Genomic DNA, 18,229 nt, shown 5'->3' on the forward strand with positions numbered 1-18,229 from the left:
CGTCACGGGAACCCGCGGGGGACCGACGGACAGCCGACAGAAGTGACCACTCATGTACGGACCCGGGTACGGGACGGGGACCCCGCCGCCTTCGCGGAACTGTTCGACGCGTACGCCCGTACCGTCTACAACCACGCCTTCCGGCTGACCGCCGACTGGTCGGTCGCCGAGGACGTGATGTCGGCCACCTTCCTGGAGGCCTGGCGGCTGCGTGAGCGCGTCGACCCCGAAGGGGGCTCGCTGCGGCCGTGGCTGCTGGGCGTCGCCACGAACATCGCGCGCAACCACTGCCGCAGCAACCGCCGTTACCGGGCCGCGGTCGCCGCCGGTGCCCAGGCCGGGACCGCCGCGCTCGAAGTGCCCGACCACGCCGACCTCGTGGCCGGCCGGGTCGACGACCGGCGCCGCATCTCCGCCGTCCTCACCGCCCTCGCCCGGCTGCGCCGCCCCGAGCGCGAGGTGCTGACGCTGTGCCTGTGGGAGGGCCTGGAGTACGCCGAGGCCGCCGAGGCCCTCGGCATCCCGGTCGGCACCGTGCGGTCCCGGCTGTCCCGGGCCCGCACGAGACTGCGCAAGCTCGCCGACGCGGAGATGGAACCCGCCGCCCGCCGCCGACAGACAGAAGGGGACCGCACGAACGCGGTCCGGCCCGCACAGGAAGGAATCCGATGAACGCCCATCCCTCGGAATGGGAGGAGACCGCCCGTCTCCTGCCGCGCGTGGAGCGGGATCTGCCGGCGGACCGTCACCAGCTGCACAAGGAGCGTCTGATGACCCGGATCCACGAGGACCTCGGCACGAGCACCGGCCCGTACACCGCCGACGCCGCCACCACCACCGTCGCCAGCGCCGCCCGTCCGGCCGCGCGCCGCAACCCCTTCCTGCGCCGCATGGTCCTCGTCCCGCTGACCGCGGGCGTGCTGGCCGGGGCCCTGGCGACCGGCCTGTTCGTGTTCGGCGGTGCGGAGGGCAGCGGCCCGGGCGGCGGCTCCGGCACCTCCGCCGCAGGCCCTGCCCTGACCACCCGTCTCGGCGCCGCGGACCCCAAGGGCGCCGCCCGCCTGCTGGACACCGTCTCGCTGGCCGCCGCCGAGTCGCCCGCCGCGCCGGTGGGCGACGGCCAGTACGTCTACATCGAGTCGAAGTCGGCCGGCACCGTCGTACGGCACGTGCACGGCACGACCAGCCTGGCCGGCACCCCGCTGCACACGCGCCAGGCCTGGGAGTCCCGCGACGGCAGGGACGGCTGGCTGATCGAGCCCGGCACCACCGGCCCGGAGGGCATCACCCTGGCGGGCACCGACGAGCAGGGCAAGGTGCCCGAGCCGACCCTGAACGCGCCGAGCTACGACTACCTCACCACCCTGCCCACCGACCCCGACGCGCTCCTGGCCAAGATCTACGAGGAGACGAAGGGCATGGGCAACGGCCCCGACCAGGAGGCCTTCACCACCATCGGTGACCTGCTGGGCGAGAGCTACCCGCCGGCCGGGCTGACCACCGCGCTCTACAAGGCCGCCGCCAAGATCCCCGGCGTGGTCGCCGTGGACGACGCCGTGGACGCCGCCGGCCGGCACGGGGTCGCGGTGGCCCGGCTGGAGGAGACAACCGGAGCGCGCACCGAGTGGATCTTCGACCCGAAGACCCACGTCTTCCTCGGCGAGCGCACCGTCCAGGCCGAGCGGGACCCGGACGGGGTCATGCCGCGCGGCACGGTCGTCTTCACCACCGCGGTGCTGACCCGCTCCGTCGTCGACGGCATCAAGCAGCTGCCCGGCGCCACGGGCTGAGAGCCCCGGTCAGTGGGGCGGGGGCGGGGGGAGCGTCGCCACGTCCGGCGCGGCCGCGGGCCACACCAGCAGGACCGGGCAGGGCGCGTGGTCCACGACGAAGCGCGCCGCCGGGCCCAGGCTCCGCGGCCCGAGCCGTACGAGGTCGCCGTCACGGGCCATCACCAGCAGATCGGTCCCGGCCGCGGCGGCGACCACCTCCCGCTCCACCCGCCCCGACCGCTCCTCCCTGCGGCACGGACGGCCCAGGCGCCGGGCGGCGGCGTCCAGCAGCCGTCCCGCGGAGTCGGCGCCGAGGCCCTCCAGCCGGGTGCCCGGATCGTTCTCCGGGTGCCCACGGCCCAGCAGCCCGGCGTAGGCGGCGTGCGCCAGACCGGGGACGTCGGGGCCGCTGACGTGCAGCAGGACGACGTCGGCGGCCTCCGGCGCGTGGACGCGGACGGCGTCGACGCAGGCGGGCCAGGTTCCTTCGGCGATCCAGGCGGTCACGATCACGGACATCAGCCTCCGAGGACGTGCAGCGAACCCCACAGTGCCACCACCGCCAGGCCCAGCGCCGCAGGCACGGTGAGCAGGCCGAGGACGGTGAACTCCTTCAGGTCCACGTCGTGTTCGTGCTGGTGCACGATACGCCGCCACAGCAGGGTCGCCAGGGATCCCGCATAGGTCAGGTTGGGGCCGATGTTCACCCCGAGCAGGACGGCGAGGACCGCGCCGGGCCCGGCGGGCGCGGTCAGCGGCAGCAGGACCAGCACGGCGGGCAGGTTGTTGATCACGTTGGCCAGCACGGCGGCCAGCGCCGCGACGCCGAGCAGGGCGGCCAGCCCGGTGCCCCCGGGCACGATCCGGCCCAGCGCGTCGGCGAGCCCGTTGTCGACCACCGCCCGCACCACCACGCCCAGCGCCAGCACGAACGCCAGGAACGGCACCCCGGCCGCCCCCGCCACGGCGCGCACCGTCATCCGCCGCCGCGCCACCGCCCGTACGGCCAGCACCAGCGCACCGGCCGCGGCCGCCCACGCCGGATCGATGCCGAGCGCCGGGGTGATCACGAACCCCGCCAGCGTGCAGACCACCGTGACCAGCGCGAACACCGGCAGCGGAGGCACCTCGGCGCCGTCCGGGACCGCAACGGCGGCCTCCAGGTCGGCGCCGAACCAGCGGCGGAAGACGACGTACTCCACGGCGATCGCCACCAGCCACGGCAGCACCATCAGCCCGGCGAAGCGGGTGAAGCTCAGCCCGCTGGCCGCGAACGCCAGCAGGTTCGTCAGGTTCGAGACCGGCAGCAGCAGGGAGGCGGTGTTGGACAGGTGCGTGCACGCGTACACATGCGGCTTCGGCCGCACCCCCAGCCGGGCGGCGGTCGCGAACACCACCGGGGTCAGCAGCACCACGGTGGCGTCCAGGCTCAGCGCCGCCGTCACCGCCGACGCCAGCGCGAACACCGCCCCGAGCAACCGCCGCGGCCGCCCCGCGGCCACCCGGGCCATCCACGCCCCGCCGGCCCGGAACAGCCCCTCCTCGTCGCAGAGCCTCGCCAGCACCAGCACCGCCGCCAGGAACCCGATCACCGGCCCCAGCCGCGCCGCCTCCTCCCGCGCGTGCTCCAGCGGGATCGCCCCGCTCCCCACGGCCACCGCCGCGGCCGGGACGGCGACCACCGCCTCCGGAAGACCGAACGGCCGGATCACCGCCCCGGCGAGCACGAGGAGCAGCAGCGCGACGGACAGCGCCTCCGCGATCGTGGTGTTCAGGGTTCCGTTCCTCCCGGGTGGGACCGTGATGGCCCCTCATGGAACCACGCCCCACCCGGGACACCGCTCACTCCTCCTGCTGCGTGCCGCCCACGATCTCGGCCAGTGCCGCGGCGACGTGGCGCTCGGTGGTGGCCTTGTCGAGGCCGAGCGAGGTCAGCGGGCCGTCGCCCGCCTCGAGTTCGAGGAGGGCGAGCAGGAGGTGCTCGGTGCCGATGTAGTTGTGGCCCAGGCGGAGGGCCTCGCGGAAGGTGAGTTCGAGGACCTTGCGGGAGGCGAGGTCGTACGGGACGAGCTCGGGGACCTCGGCCACGGCCGCGGGGAGGGCCGCGGTGAGGGTGGTGCGGGCGGCGTCGGGGGTGACGCCCTGGGCCGCCATGGCGAGTGCGGCGAGGGCCTGGGGCTCGCTGAGCAGGCCGAGGGCGAGGTGCTCGGGGCGGACCTCGGGGTTGTGGGCGGTCTTGGCCTCGGCGTGGGCGGCCATGACGACCTTGCGGGCGCGCGGGGTGAAGCGCGAGAAGCCCTGCGAGGGGTCCAGGTCGGGGAAGCCGAGGTCCTTGGGGACGAAGCGCTTCTGGGCGGCCTGCTTGGTCACGCCCATGCTCTTGCCGATGTCGGTCCAGGACGCGCCGGACCGCCGGGCCTGGTCGACGAAGTGTCCGATGAGGTGGTCGGCGACCTCCCCCAGGTGCTCGGCGGCGATGACGGCGTCCGAGAGCTGGTCGAGGGCGTCGGGGTGGGTCTTCTTGATGGCTGCGATCAGATCGTCGAGCCGGATCTGCTGCGTCATGCGTCAACGATAGGTTGACGATGGGTCATCGTCAACCGGAAGTTGACGACCGTCGGCATTAACCGGTGGTGCCCTCCCCGCCGGGTGCGCCAGCCTGGGCACATGTCCCAGAACACCTCGGTCCTGCGGGAGTTGTACGCGTCCCTCGACCGGCGCAAGCGCCCCGAGGACATCGCCCATCTCGCCCTCCGGCTGCTCGACGGCGACGGCCGACGGCCCGCTCGCCGTACCCGGCGCGCGCTGGAGAAGGCGGCGAGCGGCTCGCTGAACACGTTGTGGCACGGCTACACCTCGATGCTGGAGGACTTCGCCCGGCCCGTCGGGGCCCAGCGCCAGCTGGCCCGCGCCGCGGAGCTGTTCCCGGGACTGCCGGAGCCGGCCGGGGCGTCCGGGGACGATCCGGCGCAGGTGGAGGCGGCGATCCGGGCGGCCGGCGGGCGGATCGCCAAGCGGTTCGGGGCGAACGACTTCCTCACCGACCGCCTCGACCGGGCCGGGCGCGCGGACGCGGGGCTCGGGGAGATGTCGAAGCGGCAGTACAACAAGCGGTTCCGGCTGCTGCGCCGCATGGAGGCCAAGCTGGCGCGCATCCTGGTCGAGCAGCGCAAGCGGGAGGTGACGCTGGTCGGCAAGAGCGGACTCGCCTCCCGGCTGGCCTACGAGGAGTTCGCGGCCGACACCCCGACCGCGGCCTTCGTGGCCTACCTCACCGCCCGCGCCAACCTGCGCAGCGAGTTCACGGTCTCGGGCCAGCAGCCCCCCTACGACGAGGTGGCGGACGCCCTGTTCGAGGAGCTGCGCCGAAGGCCGCACCGCACCAACTGGTACGCCGTCGCGCACGTCCACCCCACCGCAGAGGTGCTCGGTCACCTCGACGACGGGCAGCGGGGACGGCTGCTGGGGATCTGGTACCGCTTCCTGCTGGACGTGGCCGAACTGCTCGAGGCCGCATGGCGGCGGCAGCCCCTGGACCGGACGACGATGATCGTGCGCCGCGGCGACGACTCGACCACCTGGAACCAGACCGCCCGGGCCTGGACCAAGGCCCGGGCCCACTGGTTCTCGCTCCTGCGCGCCATGGCCGCCGAGGAGGTCGCCGACCGGTTCTGCCCCGGCAAGGTCCTGTTCCTGGTCGCCGCCGACGTGGCCGCCTGGCACCGGCAGACCGGTGGGGGACTGCACCCGGACACCGGGGTGTGGGCCGAACTGCCGCTGCCCTGGCAGGTGCTGCGCGGCGAGGCGGAGTGCCCGCGGTCGCTGGTGGAGGAGGTGTGCCGGCGGCACGGCGTCGATCCCGTCGCGGGCGGCTGGACGGAACCGCGGCCGGCGGCCGGCCCGGTGCCCTTCCGGCCCACGCCGGAACTCGTGCACGGGGTGGAGGTCGGCGACCCGGTGCTGGCCGGCGTGCTGCGGTCGGCGGGCTTCTTCTCGGGACGTCCGCTGCGCCCGGCGGCGGCGGACCTCGACGCCCAATTGCGTTGACGCCCGGCCGCCGTGGCGGCCAGGATCGGGGCACCGACGGGGAAGCTCAGCGGTGGAGCGGCCGGCTCTTAACCGGTTGGACGCAGGTTCGAGCCCTGCCCTCGTCGGGGGCCGTACGGGCACCGGGAAGCTCAGCGGTGGAGCGCCCGGCTCGGGACCGGGTGGACGCAGGTTCGAGCCCTGCCCCGGTGCCCGTACGGCTCGCGGGCCCACGGATGTCAGCGCACCGTGAGGACCAGCTTCCCGGTCGTACGTCCCGTCTCCAGGGCGGCGTGGGCCTTCGCGGCCTCGGACAGGGGGAAGGTGCCGGCGACCGTGACGCGCAGGGCGCCCTCCTCGACCAGGCGGGCGACCGCGGTCATGCCGGCGTGGTCGGCCTCGACGATCATGCCGGTGGCGCGCACGCCCAGGCGGTCGGCCTCCGCGAGGAGTCCGGGCAGGCCGATCGGGAGGATGGTGACGAGCAACCCGCCCTCGCGCAGGGTGCGCAGGGAGCGGAGGGACTCGGCACCGCCGAGGGGGTCGAGGACGACGTCGACGTCGCGGACGGCCTCGGCGTAGTCGGTCGTGCGGTAGTCGATCAGTTCGTCGGCGCCGAGGCCGCGCAGGAAGTCGTGCTTGGCGGCGCTCGCGGTGCCGATGACATGGGCGCCGAGGGACTTGGCGATCTGTACGGCGACGTGGCCGACGCCTCCCGCGGCGGCGTGGACGAGCACGCGCTGCCCTGGGCGGACCGCGGCGACGTCGACGAGGGCCTGCCAGGCGGTGAGCGCGACCAGCGGGACCGCGGCGGCCTCCACGTGGCTCATGCGGGACGGCTTCCGGGCGAAGGCGCGGGCGGGTCCGGTGACGTACTCGGCGTGGGAGCCGACGCCGTGCGGGTAGGGGAGCATGCCGAAGACCTCGTCGCCGGGCCGGAAGAGGGCCACTCCCAGCCCGGTCTCCTCGACGACGCCGGAGACGTCCCAGCCGAGGACGGGCGGCGGGCCGCCGAGGAAGAGCCCGGTCTGCCGGTGCTTGGTGTCGGTCGGGTTGAGCCCGGCGGCGTGGACGCGGACGAGCAGCTGCCCGACGCCGGGGGTGGGGCGTTCCAGCTCCGCCTCCCGCAGTACCTCGGGTCCGCCGAGGACGTCCTGGGTGATCGCGCGCATGGTGCGGGGTGTTCCGGTCATGGACCCCAGCCTGCCGACCGCACGGGCACGGGGAAATGGCATGATTGCCATCCTCCGATAAGATCGTGCCATGCATCGTGTGGTCGTCCTCGCCCTTGACGGCGTCTACCCCTTCGAGCTGGGCATCCCCAACCGCGTCTTCGGCTCCGCCGGGGACCGCTACGAGGTGCTGACCTGCACCGTCGACGGGCGCCCCGTGCGCACGGACTCCGACTTCTCGGTCACCGTCGAGAACGGCCCCGAGGTGCTGGCCACCGCCGACACCGTCGTGATCCCGCCGTACGACCAGTCGCGGATCACCGCGGAGCTCCCCGCCCCGGTCGCGGCCGCGCTCGGCGCGATCCGGCCGGGCACCCGCATCGTCTCCATCTGCACGGCGGCCTTCGCGCTCGCCGCCGCGGGCCTCCTCGACGGCCGCCCCGCCACCACCCACTGGGCGCTGGCCGAACGCTTCCGGCGGATGTTCCCCGGTGTGGCGCTCGACGCGGACGTGCTCTTCGTCGACGACGGCGACGTCCTCACCTCCGCCGGGGCCGCGTCCGGTGTGGACGTCTGCCTGCACCTGGTGCGCGAGGACCACGGCAGCGCGGTGGCCAACTTCGTGGCCCGCTGCTGCGTGGTGCCGCCCTGGCGGGACGGCGGCCAGGCCCAGTACATCGACCAGCCCGTGCCGGAGACCGCGGACGCCGGCACCGCGGCGACGCGGCAGTGGGCGCTGGAGCACCTCGACCTGCCGCTCACCCTGAACGACCTCGCCGACCACGCGCGGATGAGCCTGCGGACCTTCGCCCGGCGCTTCCGGGACGAGGTCGGCACGAGCCCGGGCAAGTGGCTCATCCAGCAGCGGGTCGCCCGCGCCCGTCACCTGCTGGAGTCCAGCGACCTCCCGGTCGACCGCATCGCCGGCGAGGTGGGCTTCGCCACCGCGACGTCCCTGCGGCAGCACCTCCACGCCGCCATCGGCGTCTCCCCCCTGGCCTACCGGCGCACCTTCCGGGCCACCGCCACCCTCTGACGCACCCGACCCTGGGGAGGCCCCCGATGGCTGTGGAGCTGATCTACGAGACGCACGCCACGACCACCGACAACGAGGCGGGCATCGCCACCGGCCGGCTGCCCGGCCTGCTGTCGGAGCGCGGCCGCCGGCAGGCGAGGGAGCTGGGCGAACGCCGCCGCAACCAGGACATCGCGGCGGTGTACACCTCCGACCTGCACCGTGCCGTGGAGACCGCGGCCCTCGCCTTCCCCGACGGGCGGCCGCCGGTCCACCGGGACCCCCGGCTGCGCGAGTGCGACTACGGCGCGCTGAACGGACGGCCGGCCCATCTCGTCGCGGCCCAGCGCCTGCGGCGCGTCGACGAGCCGTTCCCCGGCGGCGGCCAGAGCTACCGGCAGGTGCTCGCCGCCACCGACGCGCTCCTGTACGACCTGGCCCGGCGGTGGGACGGCCGGCGCGTCCTGCTGATCGCCCACTCCGCCAACCGCTGGGCCCTGGCCTGCCTGCTGGGCGGGGTCGCCCTGACGGAGGGCGTCCTGGCGCCCTTCGTCTGGCAGCCGGGCTGGACGTACACCCTCCCCGGCGACTGGCCGGGCCCGGACCGGGACCCGGCCGGAGCTAGGGAGCGGTGAACAGGGTGGGGAAGCGGGGGGCGAGCCAGGGGCGGCGGCCCCAGGCGGCGATCTTGCCGCGGGCCATGGCGGCGGTGGCGCCCCGGCGGCCGAGCGCGATCAGGAAGAAGGTGACCGGCTCGGTGGTGATGGTGCAGTCGGGGCGGCGCGGCGGCTCGTCCGCGAGCTCGGCCGCACCGTCGGTGAAGGTCACGGCGAAGCGTGTGATCCCGGGGACGCGCAGCGCGTAGCAGGCGGAGAATCCGGCCGCCGCCCGCGCGTCGACGACCCGGGGCATGGCCGCCTTGAGGAAGGGCATGCAGCGGGCGACGCGCTCACGGTCGATCATGTGGGGACGGCGTAGGGCGACCGCGATGTCGTAGCCGTGGCCGAGCATGTGGGTGAGCAGGTACGAGCCGAGCGTGGCCAGGTCCATGGGGCCGAGCGGGGTGACCACCGGCATGCCGGGCGCGCGGGTCGCGGCCGCGTCGGTGAACGCGCGGGCGTGCCGCACGATCCCGTCGGCCAGGATCGCGCCGTCGCGTTCGGGGAAGGCGTCGAGGGACGCGGCGTTCGCGGCGGCGAGGCTGCCGGGGGTGCCGTCGCCGTACGGCTGCTCGCGGCCCTCGGCCAGGGCGGCCATGAGTTCGCCCGCGAGCACCAGGTGCGCCGCGGCCTCCCCGACCGTCCACTCGGCACCGGGGATCGGCACCGAGGTGTCCGGGCACCCGCGGAGCAGGGCGGCTATGTCCTCGGCGGCGGCGTGCAGGGCCTCGGCCTCGGCCGGGCGGTCAGGGGCGACGGTCATGGTCGGACAGCGTGGACCAGCACGGTTCGTCTGTCCAGGCCCGGGGAGGAAAAGCCGGGGCGGAACCGTGCCCGGAAAAGCGCGCGGAATCCGGGAACGCGAAAAGGGGGAAGCCCCCGGGCAGTCGTTGCTGCCCGGGGGCGTCCCCAGGGAAAGCGTCGCGCGGAAAGCGCCGCGCGCGGGCGATCAGTACGCCGAGTTGACGTTGTCGATCGTGCCGTAGACGTGGGCCGCGTAGTTGCAGGCGGCGGTGATGTTGGCGACCGGGTCGTAGATGTTCCACGAGGTACCGGGGACGTGGTAGGCCTTGAAGGTCGGGTCGATCACCTGCATCAGACCCTTGGAGGGAATTCCCTTGGCCGCGTTCGAGTCCCAGCCGTTGATGGCGCTCGGGTTACCGGAGGACTCACGCATCAGGTTCTTGTAGATCCCGTTGTAAGTGCCCGGGATGCCGTTGGCACGCATCACCTTCAGGGACTCGTTGATCCACGTGTTGACGGAGCCCGACTGCGCCATGGGGGCGGCGGAGGCGGTGGGGGCCATGGCCACGCCACCGGCGACGACGGCGACGCCGGCAGCGGCGCAGCCGAGGGAGATCTTCTTGGCCTTGGCGACGCGGTTGAGCTTCGACATAGCGGAGATCTGCATTCGAGTAATTCCTCTTCCGTGGGGTACGCCATGAATTGTTGGCCGACTTAAATCCCGAGGTCAATGCACCCCTATTACTAACGGGATTAGTTGTGGGACCAGGGACGAAAGTCCCGCCGCTCAGACGTGGGAAGGGGATTCCGGGGCGGCTTCTACTAAGGGGCCCCGAAAGTGGCGCACGTCATATCGGCCACGTCACACGCAGACCCGGACAAATCGCCCATTCGGTGACGCAGGCCATGTGGCCTGCGTCACCGAATAAGGCGTTGATTCACACGGAGGAACCGCGGTTTCACCCACGGCGAGGATTTCCGGGCGGGCACGGGGTCCGGCCGACGGGCGCGGATCCCGGCGGGCTACGCCACGGGGGCCGAGGCGATCACGACCGTCGCGTACAGCTCCTCCGACACGGCCACCCGCGCCTCCAGCCCGGCCTGGGCGACCGCGGCGACGGCGGCCGGGGCCTGCTCCTCACCGGTCTCGAAGAGGAGCCGGCCGCCCGGCGCGAGCCACGCGGGCGCCGCGGCGGCGACCCGGCGGAGGACGTCGAGGCCGTCGGCCCCGCCGTCGAGGGCGACACGGGGCTCGTGGTCACGGGCCTCCGGGGGGAGGAGGGCGACGGCGCCGCTGGGGACGTAGGGCACGTTCGCGACCAGGACGTCGACGCGGCCGCGCAGCTCCGCGGGAAGGGGGGTGTAGAGGTCGCCCTCGTGGACGTGGACGCGGCCGTCCGCCGCGGCGAGGTTGCGGCGGGCGAAGGCGACCGCCGCCGGGTCGATGTCGACCGCGTGCAGCACGGGCCGGTCGAGCGTGGCGGCCAGGACGGCGCCCACCGCGCCGGAGCCGCAGCACAGGTCGACGACGACGGCGCCGGGCCGGCCCAGGGCGCGCCCGAGCGCGACGGCCTCGCGGGCGAGGAACTCCGTACGGCGGCGCGGGACGAAGACCCCCGGGCCGACGGCGATCCGCAGGCCGCAGAACTCGGCCCAGCCCAGCACGTGTTCGAGCGGGAGGCCGGCCACCCGGCGCTCCAGCAGGGCGGCGAGCTCGTCGGGTGTCCGGGCGGCGGAGACGAGCAGCCGGGCCTCGTCCTCGGCGAACACGCAGCCGGCCGCCCGGAGCACGGACACGACCGGCGCGAGGGACGCGGGGGACGGAAGGGCGGAAGAGGAGGCGCCGGAAGAGGAGGCGCCGGCGGGAGCAGGGTGGGAAGGAGACGAGCCGGAAGGAGCGGGTGAAGCGGAGGACATGGGGGCCTTTCGGGGCGCCGCGGGGCGCTCTCGACGGCCTAGGTCGTCCGGACCGCGGGGCCGCCGGGGGAGAGCACCCAACCTGACATGGCGGTAATGGGTCTCACCTCCTCGGTACGTCCGCTGCTGGGGACGGCAACGTTACCCGAGCCCCGGCACCGCGCCCACCCCCAGGGCCGCCACGACGGCGCGCGGGTCGTCGGCGTGGAAGCGCAGGACGCGGGCCTGCGCGGGCACCCCGAGGGGGCGCAGGAACGTGACGGGCTCGGTCAGTTCGACGGTCACCGTGGTCTGGCCGCCGACGACCATGTCGACGGTGCCGTCCCCGGCGAGCGTGACGAGCCGTCCGTCGGGGAAGCGCCGGTCGACACGGGCCGCGGCGATCCGCCCGGCGGGCACGCGGACGTCGACGAGGGCGCCGTACCGCAGCCGCAGGGAGCCGTCCGCCCCCACGACGTGCGGGCGCACCACGCAGGCGGCGTGCAGGGCCAGGACGAAGAAGCAGCCCCAGACGTCGAGGACGAGGGTGACGGCGTGCACCGCGGGCCAGGGGATGACCAGCGCGAGCACCACCGTCTCGACGACGGAGACGAAGAGGAAGCCGTACATCGTCGCCGTCTGCGCCCCGGTGTACGGGACGGCCACGGCGCCCTCGCCCACCCCGTGCGGACGGCGCGCGATCCAGCGCACCAGGCTCACGGACAGGGCGAGTTCATGGCGCATCAGGCGCCGCGCGGGCGCCGGGACGGTGTCCCGCACGGCGGTCCACGCGGCGGCGCGGCGCGACAGGCCCCGGCGCCGGGCGTCCCGGTGCGCCCGCACCACCTCCGGCAGCCGCCACAGCAGCACGGCGGTCATGCACAGCTCCGCGCCCCGGAGCACCGGCTCCGGCACCGGCACGCCCGCCACCAGGCACGCGGCGAGCACCGCCTCGGCCACCACCAGGGTGCCCAGCGCCCACGCCCCCCGGCGGCTCACCGGGCACGACCCTGCATCAGCCGGATCGCCTGCCGTACGGCCTCGGCCTGGGCGGGCGCGTGGTCGTCGAAGAAGGCCTCCATGAAGCCGCCCTCCGCGCCACCCGCCGTCATGAGGTCCTCACCGGAGGCGGCGAGCGAGGCGGCGACCTCGTCCGGGACGGAGTCGGCGATCGCCCGGGCCACCTCCGCGACCCGGGGGTCGTCCACGGCCGCCCCGGCCAGTTCGTCCATCCGCGCGTACACCTCGTAGGCGCGGCGCATCGCGCCCGGATCGGAGCCCATGGAGCGCAACAGGCCGGTGAGCCAGCCCCGGGCCTCGGGGGTGGCCGCCGTGTCCAGCAGCGCGAGCAACTCGCGCTCCTTCACGGCCATCGCGGGCTCGGGCCCCGGCAGCTGTGCCGAGGTCCGGGCCATCTCGGCGAAGAGCGACGCCAGTTCCGGGGAGACGGGCGCCTGCGCGGGCAGTCCGCCGCCGGCCTCGGCCTGCGCGAGGAGTTCGGCGAGACGGACCCGGCGCGACCGGATGGCCTCCTCCTGCCGGGCGAGGTCCGCGTCGAGCTCCGCCAGCACCTCGTGCAGCTCCTTGCCCGCGTCGTCCGCGAGCACGTCCCTGACCTCGTCGAGGCCCAGGCCGAGTTCCGTCAGGCGGCGGACGCGGGTGAGCTCGACGGCGTCGCGCAGACCGTAGTCGCGGTAGCCGTTGACCCGGCGCGCGGGCTCGGGCAGCAGCCCGATGCGGTGGTAGTGCCGCACGGTGCGGGTGGTGACCCCGGCGAGGGCGGCGAGTTCTCCGATGCGCATGAGCCCAGTAGAGACCTTGACGCTGCGACAAGGTCAAGGACCGGAGGGCGCGGGCCGGGCATACAGGGAAAACCCTAGGGAAATCCGGCCCCCGGACCGGCGGCCGAGGGGTCCGGTCTCGGCGCGGGCAAACCCGGCTCAAGCGGCGGTAAAGATCTTTCCCGGCGGCTGTCCGCGGCCCGGCGGACGCGCCTAACGTCAGCGCGTCCGCCCGTCACCACCGACCGCAGCCGCAGCCCGGGGGCGGTCTACGCGTGTCTACATGTCATGCGCATGACCTACCTGCGACCGACCCACGGCCCACACCGACCCGTCGGCCCGCACCGGTCCCGGCCTGCCCGCCGCCCGACGCACCGCGCCACCCGCACCACGCCGCGACACCCCCACTCCCGGCACTCGACGGAGGCACCCCGTGCACCCCTCTGCACATCGACCCGCACAGCCGCTGAGGCGACTGAGAAGGACACTGACCGCGGCCCTGCCCGCGCTCGCCCTGGCCGTCACCGGCCTGCTCGCCGCGGGACCGGCCGCCCAGGCCGCCGCCCCCCACACCCCCACCGCCCGGGACACGCAGAACGCCCGGGCCCTGCAGTCCCCCGCGGCCCAGACCGTGCACCCCACCGGCACGGCCGGCGCCGCCGTACCGACCACGCACCTGTGCGGCGCACCGGCCGCAGGCGACTTCGGCTGCCTCGCGCAGCGCCGCACCGACATCGCGATGAGGCGCGACGACACGCTCTCGCCGCAGGCCACCCCGTCCGGTCTGGGCCCGGCCAACCTGCACAGCGCCTACAACCTGCCCGCCACCGGCGGCTCCGGCCTGACCGTGGCCATCGTCGACGCCTACGACGACCCCAACGCCGCCACCGACCTGGCCACCTACCGCTCCCAGTACGGTCTCTCGGCCTGCACCGTCGCAAGCGGCTGCTTCCGCAAGGTGAGCCAGACCGGCAGCAGCACCAGCCTCCCCACGCCGGACAGCGGCTGGGCCGGGGAGATCGCCCTCGACCTCGACATGGTCAGCGCCGCCTGCCCGAGCTGCAACATCCTGCTGGTCGAGGCGGACTCCGCGAGCATGGAGGACCTCGGCGCGGCCGTGAACGAGGCCGTGGCGCTCGGCGCGAAGTTCGTCTCCAACAGCTACGGCGGCGACGAGGAGTCCGCCGACCCGTCCTACGACAGCGCCTACTTCAACCACCCCGGCGTCGCCATCACCGTCTCCGCGGGCGACTCCGGCTACGGCGCCGAGTACCCCGCCGCCTCCCGCTACGTGACCGCCGTCGGCGGCACCTCCCTGACCACCGCGTCCACCACCCGCGGCTGGTCCGAGAAGGTCTGGGGCACCAGCGCGGGCGGCGACGGCACCGGCTCGGGCTGCTCCGCGTACGACGCCAAGCCCAGCTGGCAGACCGACACCGGCTGCGCCAGGCGCACCGTCGCGGACGTCTCCGCCGTCGCCGACCCGGCCACCGGTGTCGCGGTCTACGACACCTACGGCGGCTCCGGCTGGGCGGTCTACGGCGGCACCAGCGCCTCCGCGCCGCTCATCGCGGGTGTGTACGCCCTGGCCGGCGCCCCGGCCTCCGGCACCAACCCGGCGTCGTACCCCTACGCCCACACGGCGAACCTCTACGACGTGACCAGCGGCGCCAACGGCGGCTGCTCCGGCTCGTACCTGTGCACCGGCAAGACCGGCTACGACGGCCCGACCGGCCTCGGCACCCCGAACGGCGTGACCGCCTTCAAGAACGGCACCAGCAGCGGCAACACGGTCACCGTCACCGGCCCGGGCGGCCAGACCGCCACCGTCGGCACCGCGAAGAGCCTGCAGATCTCGGCCACCGACAGCGCCGGGGCCCCGCTCACCTACAGCGCGAGCGGCCTGCCCACGGGGCTCGGCATCAACGCCTCGACCGGCCTGATCTCCGGCACCCCCACGGCCGCGGGCACCTACCAGACCACGGTGACCGCCACCGACGGCACCGGCGCCTCCGGCTCCGCCTCCTTCGGCTGGACCGTCTCCCCCGCGGGCGGCGGCACCTGCACCGCGGCCCAGCTGCTCGGCAACCCGGGCTTCGAGTCCGGCAGCACCTCGTGGACGGCGTCCAGTGGCGTCATCACCGGCGACAGCGGTGAGGCCGCCCACGGCGGCACGTACAAGGCCTGGCTGGACGGCTACGGCTCCACCCACACCGACACGCTCTCCCAGACGGTGAGCGTCCCGAGCGGCTGCCACGCCACGCTGACCTTCTGGCTGCACGTCGACTCCGCCGAGACGACCACCACCGCCGCCTACGACAAGCTGACCCTGACCGCCGGCTCCACCACCCTGGCGACCTGGTCCAACCTCAACAAGGGCACCGGGTACACCCAGAAGTCCTTCGACCTGTCCTCCTTCGCCGGCTCCACCGTGACCCTGAAGTTCACCGGCACCGAGGACTCCTCCCTGCAGACCGGCTTCGTGGTCGACGACACCGCCCTGACCACGGCCTGACCCCGCCTCCCCGCGGGAAGGGTCCCGGCCGCCGGCAGGCGGCCGGGACCCTTTTGCGCCTGGAACACGTCAAACCTTTCACAGAGGAAGGGAGGCCATCCATGCGTCATACGACAGCCGCGGTCCTCGCGGCGACCGCACTCCTGCTCACCGGCTGCGGCACGCAGTCCGGCGGCCCCGCGGACGGCGGCCGGAGCAGCGCCCCGGGCGCCACCGGCAGCGCCGGTTCCGGGGCGGGCACGGGAGGGGCCTGCGTGTCCGAGGCCGCGCTCACCGCCGCGGACACCGGCCGCACCGTCTGCCTCACCGCGGGCGGCACCGTCCGCGTCACCCTCGACGGCACGCCGGACCGCCCGTGGTCCCCCGTCACCAGCGAGGGCGGCGCCCTCACCCCCACCAACGCGGGCATCGGCGCCCCCCGCGGCGACACCATCGCCGCCTACCGCGCCACCGCATCCGGCACGGCGCGGCTCACCGCCACCCAGCCGCTGTGCGCCACACCCACCGCCCCGGACCAGGTGGCGTGCCTGGGACTGCGGGAGTGGACCGTCACCGTGCGGGTCGCCGACCGGTGAACACGCCCTCTCCGCAAGGAGGTTGTACGGCGCCGGGCATCGAATCGGCCACGGGATCCCCACCGCCGGGCGAAGCGGCGGTAACGGATCGGCGCGGGCCGACAATGCAGTGGCCCGCTGTCAGAGGCATGACGTAGCGTTCCCTCTTGCCGCCGACGAAGGCGCGCCGGGCCCGCCACGGGGGTCCGCGCCCCGCGGCGCACCCACGTCTCGCCGGAAGACCTCCGGCCACCCACGCCTGCCTGGGGGGAACCAGCTTGCGCACCCGCCACCTCGCGGGCGGGACGGCTCTGTCCGTCCTGCTCGCCACCGCGTCCCTGCTCGGGGTCACGGCAACGCCGGCCGCGGCCGACGGCCCCACCGCCGTCGCGACCGCCGGGGACACCGCCAACGTCGCCGAGGCCGCGACCACCCTCACCGTCAACGCCCCCGCCACGGCGGTGCCCGGCGCGGAGGTCACGGTCACCGGCATCCTCGGCTCCACCGAGCCGTTCGCGGCCGGCACCGAGGTCACCGTCACCCGCACCGACCCGACCGACACGACCGGCACCGCGCTCGGGAACGCGACCGTCGCCGAAGACGGCACCTTCCAGATCAAGGACACCCCGGCCGTACAGGGCGACAACACCTACACGGTCAGCTACGCGGGCGACGCAACCCACGCCGCCGCCAGCGCGACGGGCACCGTCACCGTCGCCCGGGCCTCGACCACCCTCAACGTGTCCGCCCCGGCGACGGCCCTGCCCGGCGCGGAGGTCACGATCAGCGGCTCCCTCGGCTCGACCGAGGACTACGCGCCGGGTACCGCGGTCACCATCACCCGCACCGACAGCCACGGCGGGACCGGCACCCCGCTGGGTACCGCGACGATCGGCGAGTACAACGTCTTCCAGCTCAAGGACACCCCCGCTGTCCAGGGCAACAACACCTACACGGTCACCTACGCGGGCGACGCGACCCACGCCGCCGCCACCGCCAGGAGGACCGTCAACGTCACCCGGGCCGCCACCACGCTCACCGTGAACGCCCCCGCCACCGCCAAGCGGACCACGAAGATCACGGTCAGCGGCAGGCTCACGGCCTCCGCGCCCTTCCCGGCCGGCACCAAGGTCACGGTGACCCGGACCGACCTCACCACCCCGAAGGGCAAGTCGCTCGGCACCAAGACGGTCGCCTCCAACGGGACGTTCAGCTTCGCGGACACCCCGTACACCGGCGGCACCGTCACCTACTCCGTGCACTACGCGGGCGACGCAACGCACACCGCCGCCCTGGGCAAGGACACGGTCTCGGTCTCCCGCGCGGCCACCTCGGTCAGCGTCAAGACCAACCACTCGACCTACTCCTGGGGTTCGACGGCCACCGTCACCGGCCACCTCGGCAAGACCGGCAAGAGCCGCGTGGTGTCGATCTACGCCAAGGCGGCGGACGGCACGAAGAAGCTGGTCAAGACCGGCAAGGTCAACTCCTCCGGCGACTTCAAGGTGACCTACAAGCTCTACCGGAACACCACCTTCTGGGCCTCGTTCGGCGGCGACTTCTCCTACGCGCCGAAGTCCGTGTCCCGCTCGGTCGGCACCCAGATCAAGGTCTCCACGTCCGTCTCCCGGCACTACAAGACGGGCAAGATCGGCTCGACCACGTACTACTGGTTCCACAAGAACACCGACCCGGTGTTCACCACGTCCATGAGCTACTACGAGAACCGCAAGCAGCGGTTCGAGTTGCAGGTCTACTACCAGGGCAAGTGGTACTCGGCCGGCAGCCAGTACTTCTGGCTCGCCACCAACGGGAAGTCGGCCGTGCGGCTCGAAGCCCCCGGTGAGGCCGGCATCCGCGCTCGCATGCGCTCCTCGTACGTCAAGGGCTCCTCGGGCGACTCCGTGAACACCACGACCTACGGCCCCTGGAAGTACATGTACTTCACCAAGTGACGCCGTCCGGCGGACGGACGCACACGGGCGAGGCCGTTCCGGAACCTCCGGGGCGGCCTCGCCCGTGTCGGCCGGATGCGGGGGGGGTCGCGCGGCGGGGGCCGCTGCCGTCAATGGATGATTTGTCCCGATTGGGAGCC

Annotated in this window: 17 protein-coding genes and 2 tRNA genes; 10 read left to right on the forward strand and 9 right to left on the reverse strand. The window is 74.1% G+C overall.

What is annotated here, in order from left to right; all coding sequences use genetic code 11:
- Window positions 1-42: 42 nt before the first annotated feature.
- Window positions 43-672: an RNA polymerase sigma factor gene (locus AC1VWI_RS22060; RefSeq protein WP_499512742.1), complete on the forward strand. Its 630-nt coding sequence runs from the start codon at window positions 43-45 to the stop codon at window positions 670-672.
- On the forward strand, window positions 669-1,790 hold the full coding sequence (locus AC1VWI_RS22065; protein WP_499512743.1) for a CU044_5270 family protein: 1,122 nt from the start codon (window positions 669-671) through the stop codon (window positions 1,788-1,790). Before AC1VWI_RS22060 ends, AC1VWI_RS22065 begins: the two co-directional genes overlap by 4 nt.
- 9 nt (window positions 1,791-1,799) lie before the next feature.
- On the opposite strand, the gene AC1VWI_RS22070 is transcribed toward AC1VWI_RS22065, so the two are convergent.
- The 3 genes from AC1VWI_RS22070 to AC1VWI_RS22080 all read right to left on the reverse strand — a co-directional run bounded on the left by AC1VWI_RS22070 (window position 1,800) and on the right by AC1VWI_RS22080 (window position 4,337).
- On the reverse strand, window positions 1,800-2,285 hold the full coding sequence (locus tag AC1VWI_RS22070) for a universal stress protein (protein ID WP_499516884.1): 486 nt from the start codon (window positions 2,283-2,285) through the stop codon (window positions 1,800-1,802).
- Window positions 2,286-2,290: 5 nt separating this feature from the next.
- Window positions 2,291-3,547, reverse strand: a complete 1,257-nt coding sequence (locus AC1VWI_RS22075; protein ID WP_499516885.1) for an SLC13 family permease — start codon at window positions 3,545-3,547, stop codon at window positions 2,291-2,293.
- A 67-nt stretch (window positions 3,548-3,614) separates the two neighbouring features.
- Window positions 3,615-4,337 (reverse strand): Clp protease N-terminal domain-containing protein, encoded by a 723-nt coding sequence (locus tag AC1VWI_RS22080; protein ID WP_499512744.1) that lies wholly within the window; start codon window positions 4,335-4,337, stop codon window positions 3,615-3,617.
- Window positions 4,338-4,439: 102 nt separating this feature from the next.
- Here AC1VWI_RS22080 and AC1VWI_RS22085 point away from each other — a divergent pair, with 102 nt between their 5' ends.
- From AC1VWI_RS22085 to AC1VWI_RS22095, 3 genes are all read left to right on the forward strand, one after another.
- Window positions 4,440-5,819, forward strand: coding sequence for a hypothetical protein (locus tag AC1VWI_RS22085; protein ID WP_499512745.1), 1,380 nt, complete (start codon window positions 4,440-4,442; stop codon window positions 5,817-5,819).
- A 35-nt stretch (window positions 5,820-5,854) separates the two neighbouring features.
- Window positions 5,855-5,926, forward strand: a tRNA-Lys gene (locus AC1VWI_RS22090).
- 12 nt (window positions 5,927-5,938) lie between these two features.
- Window positions 5,939-6,012, forward strand: a tRNA-Pro gene (locus AC1VWI_RS22095).
- 25 nt (window positions 6,013-6,037) lie between these two features.
- Here the strand turns inward: AC1VWI_RS22095 and AC1VWI_RS22100 are convergent.
- Window positions 6,038-6,991 (reverse strand): NADP-dependent oxidoreductase, encoded by a 954-nt coding sequence (locus tag AC1VWI_RS22100; protein ID WP_499512746.1) that lies wholly within the window; start codon window positions 6,989-6,991, stop codon window positions 6,038-6,040.
- Window positions 6,992-7,061: 70 nt separating this feature from the next.
- Here AC1VWI_RS22100 and AC1VWI_RS22105 point away from each other — a divergent pair, with 70 nt between their 5' ends.
- Together AC1VWI_RS22105 and AC1VWI_RS22110 are read left to right on the forward strand one after the other, a co-directional pair.
- On the forward strand, window positions 7,062-8,006 hold the full coding sequence (locus tag AC1VWI_RS22105; RefSeq protein ID WP_499512747.1) for a GlxA family transcriptional regulator: 945 nt from the start codon (window positions 7,062-7,064) through the stop codon (window positions 8,004-8,006).
- A gap of 26 nt (window positions 8,007-8,032) precedes the next feature.
- Window positions 8,033-8,620, forward strand: coding sequence for a histidine phosphatase family protein (locus AC1VWI_RS22110; RefSeq protein WP_499512748.1), 588 nt, complete (start codon window positions 8,033-8,035; stop codon window positions 8,618-8,620).
- On the opposite strand, the gene AC1VWI_RS22115 is transcribed toward AC1VWI_RS22110, so the two are convergent.
- The 5 genes from AC1VWI_RS22115 to AC1VWI_RS22135 form a co-directional block, all read right to left on the reverse strand.
- Window positions 8,607-9,407, reverse strand: coding sequence for a maleylpyruvate isomerase family mycothiol-dependent enzyme (locus tag AC1VWI_RS22115; protein ID WP_499512749.1), 801 nt, complete (start codon window positions 9,405-9,407; stop codon window positions 8,607-8,609). The genes AC1VWI_RS22110 and AC1VWI_RS22115 overlap by 14 nt on opposite strands.
- A gap of 186 nt (window positions 9,408-9,593) precedes the next feature.
- Window positions 9,594-10,055: a transglycosylase SLT domain-containing protein gene (locus tag AC1VWI_RS22120; RefSeq protein WP_499512750.1), complete on the reverse strand. Its 462-nt coding sequence runs from the start codon at window positions 10,053-10,055 to the stop codon at window positions 9,594-9,596.
- 356 nt (window positions 10,056-10,411) lie between these two features.
- Window positions 10,412-11,305, reverse strand: coding sequence for a putative protein N(5)-glutamine methyltransferase (locus tag AC1VWI_RS22125; protein WP_499512751.1), 894 nt, complete (start codon window positions 11,303-11,305; stop codon window positions 10,412-10,414).
- 141 nt (window positions 11,306-11,446) lie between these two features.
- Window positions 11,447-12,283, reverse strand: a complete 837-nt coding sequence (locus tag AC1VWI_RS22130; RefSeq protein ID WP_499512752.1) for a hypothetical protein — start codon at window positions 12,281-12,283, stop codon at window positions 11,447-11,449.
- The gene (locus tag AC1VWI_RS22135) at window positions 12,280-13,086 is read right to left on the reverse strand and encodes a MerR family transcriptional regulator (protein ID WP_499512753.1); all 807 of its coding nucleotides are present in this window, start codon (window positions 13,084-13,086) and stop codon (window positions 12,280-12,282) included. The genes AC1VWI_RS22130 and AC1VWI_RS22135 overlap by 4 nt, the downstream gene beginning before the upstream one ends.
- Before the next feature lie 412 nt (window positions 13,087-13,498).
- Between AC1VWI_RS22135 and AC1VWI_RS22140 the strand changes: the two genes are divergently transcribed.
- The 3 genes from AC1VWI_RS22140 to AC1VWI_RS22150 all read left to right on the forward strand — a co-directional run bounded on the left by AC1VWI_RS22140 (window position 13,499) and on the right by AC1VWI_RS22150 (window position 18,089).
- Entirely contained in the window at window positions 13,499-15,580 is a 2,082-nt protein-coding gene (locus AC1VWI_RS22140) for a putative Ig domain-containing protein (protein WP_499512754.1), read from the forward strand.
- A 101-nt stretch (window positions 15,581-15,681) separates the two neighbouring features.
- Entirely contained in the window at window positions 15,682-16,155 is a 474-nt protein-coding gene (locus AC1VWI_RS22145) for a hypothetical protein (protein ID WP_499512755.1), read from the forward strand.
- Between the two features lie 257 nt (window positions 16,156-16,412).
- Window positions 16,413-18,089, forward strand: coding sequence for an Ig-like domain repeat protein (locus tag AC1VWI_RS22150; RefSeq protein ID WP_499512756.1), 1,677 nt, complete (start codon window positions 16,413-16,415; stop codon window positions 18,087-18,089).
- Window positions 18,090-18,229: the final 140 nt, after the last annotated feature.

Source organism: Streptomyces sp. TOM-9 (assembly GCF_056858595.1).